This is a genomic window from Synechococcus sp. EJ6-Ellesmere (assembly GCF_024345875.1).
In the GTDB taxonomy this organism is placed as follows: Bacteria; Cyanobacteriota; Cyanobacteriia; order PCC-6307; family Cyanobiaceae; genus Regnicoccus_A; species Regnicoccus_A antarcticus.
The window spans coordinates 21,301-33,499 of the sequence record NZ_JAGQBY010000010.1; the positions used below are offsets into that span (position 1 = coordinate 21,301).

A 12,199-nucleotide genomic window follows, 5' to 3' on the forward strand; every position below is an offset into this window, starting at 1 on the left:
GGAGTCGATCCATGTCTCGTATTGGTAAAGCGCCGATCCCCATCCCCGACAAGGTGAACGTCACCTTGGCTGGTCTGGCGGTCACGGTCAAAGGTCCAAAGGGTGAGCTCAGCCGCACCCTTCCCGATGGTGTGGTGGTCAGCCAGCAGGAGAACACCCTGCTGGTCACCCCGTCCAACGGAAGCCGCCGTTCCCGGGAGCGTCACGGCCTCTGCCGCACCCTCGTCGCCAACATGGTCGAGGGCGTCAGCCAGGGCTTCACCCGCAAGCTCGAGATCATCGGCGTGGGCTACCGCGCCCAGGTCCAGGGCCGCAAGCTCGTGGTCAGCGCCGGCTACAGCCATCCCGTGGAGGTCAATCCCCCCGAGGGCGTGAGCTTCACGGTCGAAGGCACCACCCAGGTGATGGTGTCCGGGGCCGACAAGGAGCTGGTGGGCAATGAAGCCGCCAAGATCCGCGCCATCCGGCCGCCCGAGCCCTACAAGGGCAAGGGCATCAAGTACGCGGGCGAGCGCATCCTGCGCAAGGCCGGCAAGACCGGTAAGAAATGAGGCCTGCCTGAGCGTTCCCACCCTGTACTGCCATGTCCACCCTTTCCAGAAAACAGCAGACCCAGAAGCGTCACCGCCGTCTGCGTCGCCATCTCAACGGAACCTCCGACCGTCCGCGGCTGGCCGTGTTCCGCTCCAACAACCACATCTACGCCCAGGTCATCGACGACGCGGCCCAGACCACCCTCTGTGCGGCGTCGACCCTCGACAAGGATCTGCGCAGCAGCCTCGAGTCCAGCGCCTGCTGTGACGCGTCCGTCGCCGTTGGTCAGCTGCTGGCTACCCGTGCCATCGCCAAGGGCATCCAGCAGGTGGTCTTCGACCGCGGTGGCAACCTGTACCACGGCCGGGTCAAGGCCCTCGCCGATGCCGCCCGGGAAGCGGGCCTTCAGTTCTGAACCGCCTCCAACCATGACCGAAACCAACGAACAGACCAGATCCAGCGACGTGCCCTCCGCGGCCGTAGGTGTTCCTGCTGCCACCGAAGGCCAGCAGGAACGCCGCGGCGGCGGCAACCGCGGTGGCGGCGGTGGTGACCGCCGCGGTGGCGGTGGCCGCCGGGGTGACAACCGCCGCGGCCAGGAGCGCGACTCCGAATGGCAGGAGCGGGTGGTCCAGATCCGTCGTGTCTCCAAGACCGTCAAAGGCGGCAAGAAGATGAGCTTCCGCGCCATCGTCGTGGTCGGCAACGAGCGCGGCCAGGTCGGAGTGGGCGTTGGCAAGGCGGGTGATGTGATCGGCGCCGTGCGCAAGGGCGTGGCCGATGGCAAGAAGCACTTGGTCAAGGTGCCCCTGACCCGCACCAGCTCGATCCCCACCGACGGCCATGGTGTCGACGGCGCCGCCAGCATCCTGATGCGCCCCGCGGCCCCTGGTACCGGTGTGATCGCGGGCGGCTCGATCCGTACGGTGCTGGAACTGGCCGGGATCAAGAACGTGCTGGCCAAGCGCCTTGGCAGCAAGACCCCCCTCAACAACGCCCGCGCCACCATTCAGGCGCTGCAGTCTCTGCGCACCCACAAGGAGACGGCCAAGGAACGGGGCATCTCCCTCGAGCAGATTTACTCCTGAGCCCCATGACCCTCTCACTCAGCACCCTCACCCCTCAGACCGGTGCCAGGCGCCGCAAACTGCGCAAAGGCCGCGGCATCGCCGCCGGCCAGGGCGCCAGCTGCGGCTTCGGCATGCGCGGCCAGAAGTCCCGCTCGGGTCGTCCCACCCGCCCCGGCTTCGAGGGCGGTCAGATGCCCCTTTACCGGCGCATCCCCAAGCTCAAGCATTTCCCGCTCGTCAACCCCAAGCACTTCACCGTGCTCAATGTGGGCAAACTGGCCGAACTTGAGTCTGGCAGCACCGTCACCCTCGACTCCTTGGTGGAAGCTGGCCTGGTTACCAGCCCCAAGCATCCGCTGAAGATTCTCGGCAGCGGTGAACTGAGCATCAGGCTCAGCGTCGAAGCGGCTGCCTTCACCGCCTCGGCCCGCGCCAAGATTGAGGCGGCCGGTGGCACCTGCGAGCTGATCGACTGATCGGCCAAAGCCTGACCCCTGATTTTCAGGGATCCGCCAGGCAACCAGCCGTCTGCCGCCGTTCTTCGGATGCGCAGGCGGCTTTGCCGTCGTTGCCCCTTCTCCGCCAGTCCGTCCCTCGTCCCTTCTCGCCATGCTCGTCAGCCGGGGCCGTAACCCCAGTGCCGCGGAAATCATCACCCAGGTGATCCAGTCCAAGGGACTGAGGGATCGGGTTCTCACCACCCTGGGCCTGCTGTTGCTCGTGCGTCTGGGGATCTACATCCCCGTGCCGGGCATCGATCGGGTGGCCTTCCAGCAGTTCATCCAGCAGGGCGGCCAGTTGATCGGCTTCCTCGACATCTTCACCGGCGGTGGCATCTCCACCCTGGGGGTGTTCGCCCTGGGGATCCTGCCCTTCATCAACGCTTCAATCATCCTGCAGCTGCTCACCGCCGCCTTGCCCCAGCTGGAGGACCTCCAGAAGAACGAAGGGGAAGCCGGGCGGCGCAAGATCGCCCAGATCACCCGCTACGTGGCCCTGGGCTGGGGCCTGCTGCAAAGCACCGTTTTCGCACTGATCCTTCGTCAGTACGCCCTCCCCGGCATTCCCATGCCGGTGTTCGTGATTCAGACCACCCTGGCGCTGGTCACCGGAGCGATGGTGGTCATGTGGATCAGTGAGGTGATCACCGAGCGGGGGATCGGCCAGGGCGCCTCCCTGGTGATCTTCGTGAACATCGTGGCCACCCTGCCCAGGGCGCTCGGCTCCACGGTGAAGCTGGCCGAGAGCGGAGACAGGGCCACCATCGGCGGAATCGTGGTGCTGGTGCTGATCTTCCTGGTGACGATCGTGGGCATCATTTTCGTGCAGGAGGGCAGCCGGCGCATCCCGATCGTGAGCGCCAAGCGCCAGGTGGGGCAGGCCAGCCTCGCCAGCCGCCAGAGCTACCTGCCGCTCAAGCTCAACGCCGGCGGCGTGATGCCGATCATCTTCGCTTCTGCGGTGGTCTTCCTGCCCTTGACAATCGCCAACATCACCAGGGCCCCCTGGCTGATCCAGCTGGCCGGCTACCTCAACCCGAACAGCAGCACACCCTGGCTCTACGCCCTGATCTTCTTCGCGCTGATCTGCGGCTTTTCGCTCTTTTATGCCTCGCTCACGATCAATCCGATCGACATCGCCACCAACCTCAAACGTGGGGGCGTGGCCATTCCCGGTGTGAGGCCCGGCTCCGCCACCGCCCAATACCTGAGCGGCGTGCAGAACCGGCTCACTCTGCTGGGGGGTCTCTTCCTTGGAGCGGTGGCGATCATCCCCTCCGCCGTGGAAGGCGCCACACAGGTGCGCACCTTCCAGGGTCTGGGGGCCACCTCCCTGCTGATCCTTGTGGGTGTCGCCATCGACACCGCCAAGCAGGTGCAGACCTACGTGATCTCCCAGCGCTACGAGGGCATGGTGCGGGAGTGATCCGCTCCAGCCCACAGCCGCGCCCATCTCAGTCATCCCATCCGACCATGTCCGACCGCCTTCTTTTCCTCGGCCCCCCAGGAGCCGGCAAAGGGACCCAGGCCCAGTTGCTGGCCGCTGAACGCGGTCTGCTCCACCTCTCCACCGGCGAACTGTTGCGGGCCGAAGTGCAGGCGGGCAGCGAGCTGGGGACGGAAGCCCAGGCCGTGATGGCCCGGGGCGAACTGGTGAGCGATGCGCTGGTCCTGGCGATCGTGAAGGCCCGCCTGCTCAGCCATGACGGCGGCTGGTTGCTGGATGGCTTCCCCCGCAACCTGGCCCAGGCCGGAGCCCTCAGGGAGTTGCTCGACGAGCTGAAGCAGCCGATCGAGCATGTGGTGCTCCTGCAGCTCGACGACGGCATCCTGCTGCAGAGGCTGCTCAGCCGCGGGCGCGACGACGACAACGAAGCGGTGATCCGCAACCGTCTGGAGGTCTACCGCGAGCAGACAGCACCCCTGATCGCCTTCTACCGCCAGCTGGGCTTGATCCGGGAGGTGGAGGCGGAAGGGGCCGTGGAGGCGGTCGCGAGCAGGGTCAGTGCGGTTGTGAGTCAACCCTTGTGATACGTTAGCTGTTTGCAAAAAGGAGAGCCACCGCCCATGAAGGTGCGTGCCTCAGTCAAGAAGATGTGCGACAAGTGCCGCGTGATTCGTCGCCACGGCCGGGTCATGGTGATCTGCACCAACCCCAAGCACAAACAACGCCAGGGCTGACCGGCCCCGCGTCCTTCCTCCCCCAGTGCCCTTCGGGGCGCACCGCCCTGCCCACACTGGCCGGGCTCCCTCTGCCCAACTGAATCGTTTTTTCGTGGCTCGGATTGCCGGTGTCGATATCCCTCGTGACAAGAGGGTCGAGATTTCTCTCACGTACGTCTACGGGATCGGGCTCAGCCGGGCCCAGAAGATCCTGACCAAGGCTGGCGTCAACCCCGACATCCGCGTCAAGGACCTCGACGACGGCGATGTCCAGAAATTGCGGGCAGCTGTCGAAACCTTCACCCTCGAGGGTGACCTGCGCCGTCAGGAGGGCATGGCCCTCAAGCGCCTGCAGGACATCGGCTGCCTCAGGGGGCGCCGCCACCGCATGGGTCTCCCCGTGCGCGGTCAACGCACCCGTACCAATGCCCGTACACGCCGCGGCGCCCGCAAGACCGTGGCCGGCAAGAAGAAGTAATCCGCCTGCCTGAGCCCGGCCCCGCCGCTCAGTCCCACCACCTTTTCACCCCACCAGCCCCCCGTCCATGGCGAAGCCAGCCAAGAAAACCGGCGCGAAGAAAACCAAGCGCAACGTGCCCAACGGTGTGGCACACATCCAGAGCACCTTCAACAACACCATCGTGTCGATCACCGACACGGCCGGTGAGGTGATCTCCTGGTCGTCGGCCGGCGCCAGCGGCTTCAAAGGAGCTCGTAAGGGCACCCCCTTCGCGGCCCAGACCGCCGCTGAAGCCGCAGGCCGCAGGGCCCTTGAGCAGGGGATGCGTCAGATCGAGGTGCTGGTGCGCGGTCCGGGCTCCGGGCGTGAAACCGCTATCCGGGCCCTGCAGGTGGCCGGACTCGAGATCACCCTCATCCGGGATGTCACCCCCCTGCCCCACAACGGCTGCCGCCGCTCCAAGCGCCGCCGGGTCTGAGCATCCGTTCCCAGCCGCTCCTCGGCGTTCCTCTTCACCACCATCAGGCCGTGCATCAGTATCAGATCGATCGGGTCGAGCATCACATCGCCGACGACCGCTCCCAGACCGGTGTGTTCGTGATCGGGCCCCTGGACCGCGGTCAGGCCATCACCCTCGGCAACGCCCTGCGCCGGGTGCTGATGGGCGGCATGGAGGGCAGTGCCATCACCGCCGTGCGCATCGCCGGCGTCAACCATGAATACGCCACCATCCCGGGCGTGCGCGAAGACGTCCTCGACATCCTGCTGAACTGCAAGGAAGTCGTTGTCAACAGCCGCAACCGCGATCTTGAGATCGGCCGGCTGATCGTGAACGGTCCCGCCAGCGTCACCGCCGCCGACCTTCAGTTCTCATCCCAGGTTCAGGTGATTGATTTCGATCGCCCGATCGCCACCGTGGCTGAAGGTCACTCGCTGGAACTGGAAGTTCATGTGGAGAAGGGAGTCGGCTACCGGCCGGTGGACCGTCATCACGAAGACACCAGCGCAATCGATCTGCTCCAGATCGATGCGGTGTTCATGCCCGTGCGCCGGGTGAACTACACCGTCGATGAAACGGCCGTCGGCGAAGGTGGGTCGGCCCGCGAACGCCTGCGCCTGGAGATCGTCACCAGTGGCTCGATCACACCCGACGACGCCATGGCCCAGGCCGCCAATCAGCTGATCCAGCTGTTCCAGCCCCTGGCCAGTCTGACCATGGTCGAGGAGCCAGGCCTGGAGCCTGAGCCCTCAGCTGAGAGCCAGATTCCCCTGGAGGAGCTCAACCTCTCTGTTCGGGCCTACAACTGCCTGAAGAGGGCCCAGGTCAATTCGGTCTCCGACCTGATGGGCTTCAGTTACGAAGATCTCCTCGAGATCAAGAACTTCGGCTCGAAGTCTGCTGATGAGGTGATTGAAGCGCTGGAGCGCATCGGCATCTCCCTGCCCCAGAGCCGCACCACCGCCTGAGCGGCAACGTTTCACTTTCCCTCACCTTCTTCCATCTCCCCGGAATCATGCGACACCAGTGCCGCGTCCCTCTGCTCGGACGACCCGCCGACCAACGCAAGGCCCTCCTGCGTGGACTCACCACTCAGTTGATCCGCGAAGGCCGCGTCACCACCACCAAGACCCGCGCCAAGGCCCTGCGTAATGAGGCTGAGCGCATGATCACCCTCGCCAAGGACGGCAGCCTGGCAGCCCGCCGTCGAGCCATTGGCTACATCTTCGACAAGCAGCTGGTGCACTCCCTGTTCGACAAGGCCCAGGAGCGCTACGGCGAGCGGAATGGGGGTTACACCCGGATCATCCGCACCGTCCCCCGCCGGGGTGACAATGCCGAAATGGCCATCATCGAGCTGGTCTGACGCCCCACGTCGACGCCACCTTGCCCTCGTGCACAGACCAGAGTCCGATCCAGCGGATCGCCCTCTGCCTGCAGTACGAGGGTTCTTCATTTTGTGGCTGGCAGCGCCAGCCCCATCAGCCCAGCGTGCAGGAGACCCTGGAGCGGGCCCTGGCCACACTCGATCCGCACCGCCCTCTACGGGCCATGGCCGCCGGACGAACCGACAGCGGGGTCCACGCGGCAGGACAGGTGGTGCATTTCGAAGCCAGCGGACCGATTCCCTCCGAGCGCTGGGCAGCGGCCCTCAACGGCCGCCTGCCGGCCTCGATCCGGGTCAGGGCCGCCGCCGCCGTGCCCAGCACCTGGCACGCCTGCTTCTCCGCCTGCTACCGCCGCTACCGCTACACGCTCTACAACGGCCGCAGACCCAACCTGTTTCTCTCCCCCTGGAGCTGGCACCGCTACCGGCAGCGCCTCGATGAACGCGCCATGGCCACTGCTCTGCGCGGGTTACTGGGCTTCCACGATTTCAGCGCCTTCCAGCGGGCCGGCAGCCGCCGCCCCCACGCCCGCACCAAGGTGCAGGCCGTGAGCCTTGAGCGCCACGGCGACCTGGTGGTGGTCGAGATCCAGGCGAGCGGTTTTCTCTACGGGATGGTGCGCCTGATCATGGGCCAGCTGGTGGCGGTGGGAGAGGGCCAGCTGAGCCTGGCCGGCTTCGAGCGGCGCTGGCGGCAGCGGGCCCGCTCGGAGGTGAAGGAGGCGGCCCCTGCCCATGGGCTTTGCCTTCTGAGGGTGGGCTATCCTTCGCCACCTTTCCCGCTATCCGCCTGGTATGATGGCCAACCGCGGCACTGGCTGGAATGCCAGGATCCGCCGGAGCTTCCTTCCCTGAGCCCGCCCGCGCTGTCCACCAGCCAGAAGGCGAGTTCGCCACTGGATCATCCATCCAGCGGAGTCCCGGAGACGGGCCAATGGGGCAAAGGTTAGGCTCAGGGATTGCGCTTCGTGCCGTTGGGGTCACCCATCGATGCGGCCCTTCCGCCCCATGTCCAGCCCCATCCGTTCGGATGGTGCCTTACTCCGATCCGGCCCGCCGGTGCGATGAACAAGACCTCCGTTCCCTCTCTCGATTCCCTCGACCGCCAGTGGTTTCTGGTGGACGCTGAGAATCAGACCCTTGGCCGTCTGGCCAGCGAGGTGGCCAGTGTGCTGCGTGGCAAGAACAAGCCCACCTTCACTCCCCACCTGGACACCGGTGACTTCGTGGTCATCATCAACGCCGACAAGATCCGCATCAGCGGCAACAAGGCCAGCCAGAAGATCTACCGACGTCATTCCGGCCGTCCCGGCGGCATGAAGACCGAAACCTTCGAGGCACTGCAGGCTCGCCTGCCCGAGCGGATCGTCGAGAAGGCCATCAAGGGCATGCTTCCCCACAACGCCCTCGGCCGTCAGTTGTTCCGCAAACTGAAGGTGTACAAGGGTGCCGAGCATCCCCACGCCGCCCAGCAGCCCCAGGTTCTGGCTCTCGATCCTTCCGCCACCGCACAATGAGCACCGCTTCCAACCGCGTCGTCTACTGGGGAACGGGCCGCCGCAAAACGGCCGTCGCCCGTGTGCGTGTCGTCCCCGGCACCGGTTCGATCACCATCAACGGCCGGCCCGGCGACAACTATCTCAATTACAACCCCAGCTACCTCAGCGCGGTGAAGGCACCCCTGGACACCCTTGGCCTTTCCGCCGAGTACGACCTGCTGGTCAACGTCAAAGGCGGTGGTCTCACCGGTCAGGCCGATGCCATCAAGCAGGGTGCTGCCCGTGCCCTCTGTGAGCTCTCGCCGGACAACCGCAAGCCGCTCAAGACCGAAGGCCACCTCAGCCGTGATCCCCGGGCCAAGGAACGGCGCAAGTACGGCCTGAAGAAAGCCCGTAAAGCGCCCCAGTTCTCCAAGCGCTGATCCCTCCCTTCCGTATTCAGCCCATTCCAGCCATGCCCAAGGCCGACATCCATCCCACCTGGTATCCCGATGCCAAGGTGATCTGCAACGGAGAGGTGGTGATGACCACCGGCTCCACCCAGCCCGAGCTGCACGTGGACGTGTGGAGTGGCAACCACCCCTTCTACACCGGTACTCAGAAGATCCTCGACACCGAGGGCCGCGTGGACCGCTTCATGCGCAAGTACGGCATGGGCAGTGCTGACAACGCCACCACCAAAGCCGGGGGAGAAGAGGCCAAGCCCGAGGCCGAGACCCAGGCCTGATCCGTTCAGGTCTGCTTTGGAGGCCGGACGCCCACGGGTGTCCGGCTTTGTGCTGTCTGCTCACCCGCCCCCATGGATCCATCCCTGCTGCGTGAGCGCCTTGAGGCCGCCGATCGCACCTTCCAAGCGCTCGAACGTCAGCTGGCCGATCCTGCCGTGGCGGCCGACCCTTCTGAGTTGCGCCGTCTCTCCAAGGAACGGGCCCGGCTCGAGCCGCTGGCCACGGGCCTCGGCCACTGGCAGAGCCTGCAGCGGCAACTGGGGGAGGCTCAGCAACTGGCCCGCCAGAGCAAGGGGGATCCCGAGATGGAGGCCCTGATCCAGGAGGAACTCAGGGAGCTGGGAGGCCAGCTCGATGGACTGGAACAGCAGCTCACCCTCGCCCTGCTCCCCAGTGACCCCCGCGATGAGCGCAGCGTGATGCTCGAGATCCGCGCTGGTACTGGAGGAGATGAAGCGGCTCTGTGGGCAGGCGATCTGGCCCGGATGTACGAGCGCTTCGCTCAGACCGTGGGCTGGAGTGTGCAGCCCCTCAGTGCCTCGGAATCCGACCTGGGCGGCTTCAAGGAGCTGATCCTGGCGATCCGCGGCGATGGCGTCTACAGCCAGCTCAAGTACGAGGCCGGGGTGCACCGGGTCCAGCGGGTGCCAGCCACCGAGTCCCAGGGACGGGTTCACACCTCCACCGCGACAGTGGCCGTGATGCCCGAGGCCGATCCGGTGGAGGTCCAGCTCGATCCCGCTGATCTCGACATCAGCACGGCCCGCTCAGGCGGCGCCGGCGGGCAGAACGTCAACAAGGTGGAGACGGCCGTGGATCTGCTGCACAAACCGACGGGCATCCGGGTGTTCTGCACCCAGGAGCGCTCGCAGCTCCAGAACCGAGAGCGGGCTTTGGAGATCCTGCGGGCCAAACTGCTGGAGCGGGAACTGGCAGAGGCCGCCGCCGCCGAGAGCTCTGCCCGCCGTGCCCAGGTGGGCAGCGGCGAGCGCAGCGAAAAGATCCGCACCTACAACGCCAAGGACAACCGGGTCACCGACCACCGGCTGGGGCGCAACTTCGCCCTTGAGCCGGTGCTGCAGGGCCAGCTCGCCGAGGTGATCGGGGCGTGCGTGGCAGCGGAGCAGAAGACCCGTCTGGAGCAGCTGGTAGCCGAAGGCGCAGGCGTGGACTGAGGCCCGCTGCTGACACAGGCGACTCAAGTGAGCCTCTCAGGCCCCGATCACGTACTTGGCCCATTCCTGGCGACCGGAGCGGATGTGGCGGGTGGCCTCGAAATAGAGGGTGCTCACCGGCCGCCGCGGCACCCGGGCCAGGGGCATGGCCGCTTCCCGGGGCGTGCGGCTGCCCTTGCGCACATTGCAGCGCAGGCAGGCGGTGGTGACGTTCTCCCAGGTGTCCGTCCCTCCGCGGCTGCGGGGGATCACATGGTCGATCGAGAGTTGCTCACCCTGGTAGCCGCAGTACTGGCAGCTGTGGCCGTCACGCTGGAAGACGTTGCGGCGGGTCAGCGGCAACTGCTTGAAGGGCACCCGCACGAACTGGCGCAGACGGATCACCGACGGCAGCAACATCTCGCCACGAATGGGATGCTTCGGGTCGTGCTCAAGACCTTCGGCTTTGCCCTTGAGCAGCATCACCGTGGCCCGACGCCAGCTGGTGATGTTCAGAGGCTCATAGGACGCATTCAGGACCAGAACCTGGCTCACGGCGCATGGTCCACGGAAGGGGTGCCAGATCCCCAGATGGCCGCCATGCTAACGGGTTTGAGCCAACAGGCACGAGATTGGACTGACGGTTCACACCAGATTGACTCTGCTGGAATGCCCGTCTGAGATAGCAACGATGCTCCAGCCCAGACAACCACTGCCAGTTGAGGATCCCCAGCGGTTCGTGGCGCCCGGGCTTCATCCGCGGCAGAGGGCCTGGGTGGAGGTGGATGAGACAGCGATCGAGCACAACGCCAGGGCCCTGGGCCGGTGGCTGGCTCCGGACTCGTCGCTGATGGCTGTGGTCAAAGCCGATGGCTACGGCCATGGCGCCGCCCCGGTTGCTCGCGCGGCCATGGCTGGCGGAGCCACGTCTCTGGGGGTGGCCACCCTGCAGGAAGGCATCGAATTGCGCCAGGCGGGTCTGGAGGCACCGGTGCTGGTGATGGGGAATCTGATTCACCCCGAGGAACTGCGCAGCTGCCTGGAGTGGGACCTCATGCCCACCATCAGCGGCATGCGCGAGGCCCTGCTCTGCCAGAACCTGGCCAGTGGCAGCGGCCGCTCCATGGCGCTGCACCTCAAGCTCGACACCGGCATGGCCCGGCTCGGGGTCGACTGGGGCGATGGGGTGAGGCTGCTGCAGGCCCTCCTCGGGCTGGATGCGGTGCTGCTGGCTGGGGTCTACTCCCACCTGGCCGATGCCGACGCTCCCGACCCGGGAGGGGGCGGCCTGACCGCTCTCCAGCAGCAGCGCTTCGAGAGCGTGCTGCGCGGCGCCGGTGAGCTGGGACTGGCCACCGGAGTTCGTCATCTGGCCAATTCCGCCGGCACCCTGCGCTGCCGCCGGCTCCACTACGACCTGGTGCGTGTGGGCCTGGCGCTCTACGGCCAGGCGCCCGCGGAGCACCTGAGCCACACGGTACCGCTGCAGCCCGCCATGAGCGTGCGCGCAAGAGTGTGCCTGATCCGCGAGGTGCCGGCCGGGGTGGGGGTGAGCTATGGCCACCGTTACACCACCCGGCGTCCGAGTCGGCTGGCGGTGGTCACGATCGGCTACGCCGATGGGGTGCCCAGGCTGCTCAGCAACCAACTGGAGGTGCTCTTCGCTGGGCGCCGGCTGGCCCAGGTGGGGGCGATCACCATGGATCAGCTGCTGATCGATGCCACCGAAGCTCCTCAGCTGGAGGTGGGCTCGGTGGTCACCCTGCTGGGCGACGGCGGCGGCGAGCGCATCACCCCCCAGGACTGGGCCCAGGCCAGTGGCACCATCCCCTGGGAAATTCTTTGCGGCTTCAAGCACCGCCTGCCCCGCCTCCGCCTTGGCGAGGTCGCGCGCGATCGCTGATAAGCTCGTCAAGCCCCTGGAGAGGTGGCTGAGTGGTTGAAAGCGGCTCCCTGCTAAGGAGTTACAGGAGGCAACTTCTGTCGAGGGTTCGAATCCCTCCCTCTCCGTTCCAAGAACCTTCAGCCAGCAGACTGGCCCCCAGAGTTAGGCCTGGGCAGGCCTTCAGGCCACTGGTGTTCAGCTCGCTGCACAGGCCTCGCTGAGCAGTCGGCTCAGCTCAGGCAGGAGCTGATCATCGACGGCTCGCTCCGACCCTTCGCTGAAGATCACCAGCAGGAAGGGAGCGCGGCCCTCGATCTCCA

The 12,199-nt window shown here is 66.2% G+C and carries 18 protein-coding genes and 1 tRNA gene; 18 read left to right on the forward strand and 1 reads right to left on the reverse strand.

What is annotated here, in order from left to right:
* Nucleotides 1-11: 11 nt before the first annotated feature.
* The 16 genes from rplF (at nucleotide 12) to prfA (ending at nucleotide 10,015) form a co-directional block, all read left to right on the forward strand.
* On the forward strand, nucleotides 12-551 hold the full coding sequence (gene rplF, locus KBY78_RS01955; RefSeq protein WP_006173342.1) for a 50S ribosomal protein L6: 540 nt from the start codon (nucleotides 12-14) through the stop codon (nucleotides 549-551).
* Nucleotides 552-583: 32 nt separating this feature from the next.
* Nucleotides 584-949: a 50S ribosomal protein L18 gene (rplR, locus tag KBY78_RS01960; RefSeq protein WP_006173341.1), complete on the forward strand. Its 366-nt coding sequence runs from the start codon at nucleotides 584-586 to the stop codon at nucleotides 947-949.
* Between the two features lie 13 nt (nucleotides 950-962).
* Complete coding sequence (gene rpsE / locus KBY78_RS01965; protein WP_006173340.1) at nucleotides 963-1,622, forward strand: 30S ribosomal protein S5; 660 nt, start codon at nucleotides 963-965, stop codon at nucleotides 1,620-1,622.
* Nucleotides 1,623-1,627: 5 nt separating this feature from the next.
* Entirely contained in the window at nucleotides 1,628-2,080 is a 453-nt protein-coding gene (gene rplO, locus KBY78_RS01970) for a 50S ribosomal protein L15 (protein WP_255142101.1), read from the forward strand.
* A gap of 133 nt (nucleotides 2,081-2,213) precedes the next feature.
* The gene (secY, locus tag KBY78_RS01975; protein ID WP_006173338.1) at nucleotides 2,214-3,530 is read left to right on the forward strand and encodes a preprotein translocase subunit SecY; all 1,317 of its coding nucleotides are present in this window, start codon (nucleotides 2,214-2,216) and stop codon (nucleotides 3,528-3,530) included.
* A gap of 47 nt (nucleotides 3,531-3,577) precedes the next feature.
* Nucleotides 3,578-4,135 carry an adenylate kinase gene (locus tag KBY78_RS01980; RefSeq protein WP_255142102.1) on the forward strand — a complete coding sequence of 186 codons (558 nt, stop codon included), beginning with the start codon at nucleotides 3,578-3,580 and terminating at the stop codon, nucleotides 4,133-4,135.
* A gap of 36 nt (nucleotides 4,136-4,171) precedes the next feature.
* Nucleotides 4,172-4,285 (forward strand): 50S ribosomal protein L36, encoded by a 114-nt coding sequence (gene rpmJ / locus KBY78_RS01985; RefSeq protein ID WP_006173336.1) that lies wholly within the window; start codon nucleotides 4,172-4,174, stop codon nucleotides 4,283-4,285.
* Between the two features lie 94 nt (nucleotides 4,286-4,379).
* Complete coding sequence (gene rpsM / locus KBY78_RS01990) at nucleotides 4,380-4,745, forward strand: 30S ribosomal protein S13 (protein ID WP_006173335.1); 366 nt, start codon at nucleotides 4,380-4,382, stop codon at nucleotides 4,743-4,745.
* A gap of 67 nt (nucleotides 4,746-4,812) precedes the next feature.
* On the forward strand, nucleotides 4,813-5,205 hold the full coding sequence (gene rpsK / locus KBY78_RS01995; protein ID WP_006173334.1) for a 30S ribosomal protein S11: 393 nt from the start codon (nucleotides 4,813-4,815) through the stop codon (nucleotides 5,203-5,205).
* 50 nt (nucleotides 5,206-5,255) lie between these two features.
* Nucleotides 5,256-6,194 carry a DNA-directed RNA polymerase subunit alpha gene (locus tag KBY78_RS02000; protein ID WP_006173333.1) on the forward strand — a complete coding sequence of 313 codons (939 nt, stop codon included), beginning with the start codon at nucleotides 5,256-5,258 and terminating at the stop codon, nucleotides 6,192-6,194.
* Nucleotides 6,195-6,241: 47 nt separating this feature from the next.
* A complete protein-coding gene (gene rplQ / locus KBY78_RS02005; RefSeq protein ID WP_006173332.1) occupies nucleotides 6,242-6,592 on the forward strand; it encodes a 50S ribosomal protein L17 in 351 nt (116 codons plus the stop codon).
* The gene (gene truA, locus KBY78_RS02010; RefSeq protein ID WP_399215140.1) at nucleotides 6,589-7,563 is read left to right on the forward strand and encodes a tRNA pseudouridine(38-40) synthase TruA; all 975 of its coding nucleotides are present in this window, start codon (nucleotides 6,589-6,591) and stop codon (nucleotides 7,561-7,563) included. The genes rplQ and truA overlap by 4 nt, the downstream gene beginning before the upstream one ends.
* A gap of 114 nt (nucleotides 7,564-7,677) precedes the next feature.
* Nucleotides 7,678-8,130 (forward strand): 50S ribosomal protein L13, encoded by a 453-nt coding sequence (rplM, locus tag KBY78_RS02015; protein WP_006173330.1) that lies wholly within the window; start codon nucleotides 7,678-7,680, stop codon nucleotides 8,128-8,130.
* A complete protein-coding gene (gene rpsI / locus KBY78_RS02020) occupies nucleotides 8,127-8,534 on the forward strand; it encodes a 30S ribosomal protein S9 (RefSeq protein WP_006173329.1) in 408 nt (135 codons plus the stop codon). Before rplM ends, rpsI begins: the two co-directional genes overlap by 4 nt.
* A gap of 32 nt (nucleotides 8,535-8,566) precedes the next feature.
* Nucleotides 8,567-8,839 carry a 50S ribosomal protein L31 gene (gene rpmE, locus KBY78_RS02025; RefSeq protein WP_006173328.1) on the forward strand — a complete coding sequence of 91 codons (273 nt, stop codon included), beginning with the start codon at nucleotides 8,567-8,569 and terminating at the stop codon, nucleotides 8,837-8,839.
* 72 nt (nucleotides 8,840-8,911) lie between these two features.
* Nucleotides 8,912-10,015, forward strand: a complete 1,104-nt coding sequence (prfA, locus tag KBY78_RS02030; protein ID WP_255142104.1) for a peptide chain release factor 1 — start codon at nucleotides 8,912-8,914, stop codon at nucleotides 10,013-10,015.
* 36 nt (nucleotides 10,016-10,051) lie between these two features.
* On the opposite strand, the gene KBY78_RS02035 is transcribed toward prfA, so the two are convergent.
* Nucleotides 10,052-10,549, reverse strand: coding sequence for an HNH endonuclease (locus tag KBY78_RS02035; RefSeq protein WP_197162103.1), 498 nt, complete (start codon nucleotides 10,547-10,549; stop codon nucleotides 10,052-10,054).
* 136 nt (nucleotides 10,550-10,685) lie between these two features.
* On the opposite strand from KBY78_RS02035, the gene alr reads away from it, so the two are divergent.
* Both alr and KBY78_RS02045 read left to right on the forward strand, forming a co-directional pair.
* Complete coding sequence (gene alr / locus KBY78_RS02040; RefSeq protein WP_255142105.1) at nucleotides 10,686-11,897, forward strand: alanine racemase; 1,212 nt, start codon at nucleotides 10,686-10,688, stop codon at nucleotides 11,895-11,897.
* An 18-nt stretch (nucleotides 11,898-11,915) separates the two neighbouring features.
* A tRNA-Ser gene (locus KBY78_RS02045) sits at nucleotides 11,916-12,004 on the forward strand.
* Nucleotides 12,005-12,199 lie beyond the last annotated feature (195 nt).

What these genes read in the sequence shown, in the direction of transcription:
- rplF (WP_006173342.1), top strand. Translation starts at nt 12, where the DNA reads ATGTCTCGTATTGGTAAAGCGCCGATCCCCATCCCCGACAAGGTGAAC.
- rplR (WP_006173341.1), top strand. Translation starts at nt 584, where the DNA reads ATGTCCACCCTTTCCAGAAAACAGCAGACCCAGAAGCGTCACCGCCGT.
- rpsE (WP_006173340.1), top strand. Translation starts at nt 963, where the DNA reads ATGACCGAAACCAACGAACAGACCAGATCCAGCGACGTGCCCTCCGCG.
- rplO (WP_255142101.1), top strand. Translation starts at nt 1,628, where the DNA reads ATGACCCTCTCACTCAGCACCCTCACCCCTCAGACCGGTGCCAGGCGC.
- secY (WP_006173338.1), top strand. Translation starts at nt 2,214, where the DNA reads ATGCTCGTCAGCCGGGGCCGTAACCCCAGTGCCGCGGAAATCATCACC.
- KBY78_RS01980 (WP_255142102.1), top strand. Translation starts at nt 3,578, where the DNA reads ATGTCCGACCGCCTTCTTTTCCTCGGCCCCCCAGGAGCCGGCAAAGGG.
- rpmJ (WP_006173336.1), top strand. Translation starts at nt 4,172, where the DNA reads ATGAAGGTGCGTGCCTCAGTCAAGAAGATGTGCGACAAGTGCCGCGTG.
- rpsK (WP_006173334.1), top strand. Translation starts at nt 4,813, where the DNA reads ATGGCGAAGCCAGCCAAGAAAACCGGCGCGAAGAAAACCAAGCGCAAC.
- rplQ (WP_006173332.1), top strand. Translation starts at nt 6,242, where the DNA reads ATGCGACACCAGTGCCGCGTCCCTCTGCTCGGACGACCCGCCGACCAA.
- rplM (WP_006173330.1), top strand. Translation starts at nt 7,678, where the DNA reads ATGAACAAGACCTCCGTTCCCTCTCTCGATTCCCTCGACCGCCAGTGG.
- rpsI (WP_006173329.1), top strand. Translation starts at nt 8,127, where the DNA reads ATGAGCACCGCTTCCAACCGCGTCGTCTACTGGGGAACGGGCCGCCGC.
- rpmE (WP_006173328.1), top strand. Translation starts at nt 8,567, where the DNA reads ATGCCCAAGGCCGACATCCATCCCACCTGGTATCCCGATGCCAAGGTG.
- prfA (WP_255142104.1), top strand. Translation starts at nt 8,912, where the DNA reads ATGGATCCATCCCTGCTGCGTGAGCGCCTTGAGGCCGCCGATCGCACC.
- alr (WP_255142105.1), top strand. Translation starts at nt 10,686, where the DNA reads ATGCTCCAGCCCAGACAACCACTGCCAGTTGAGGATCCCCAGCGGTTC.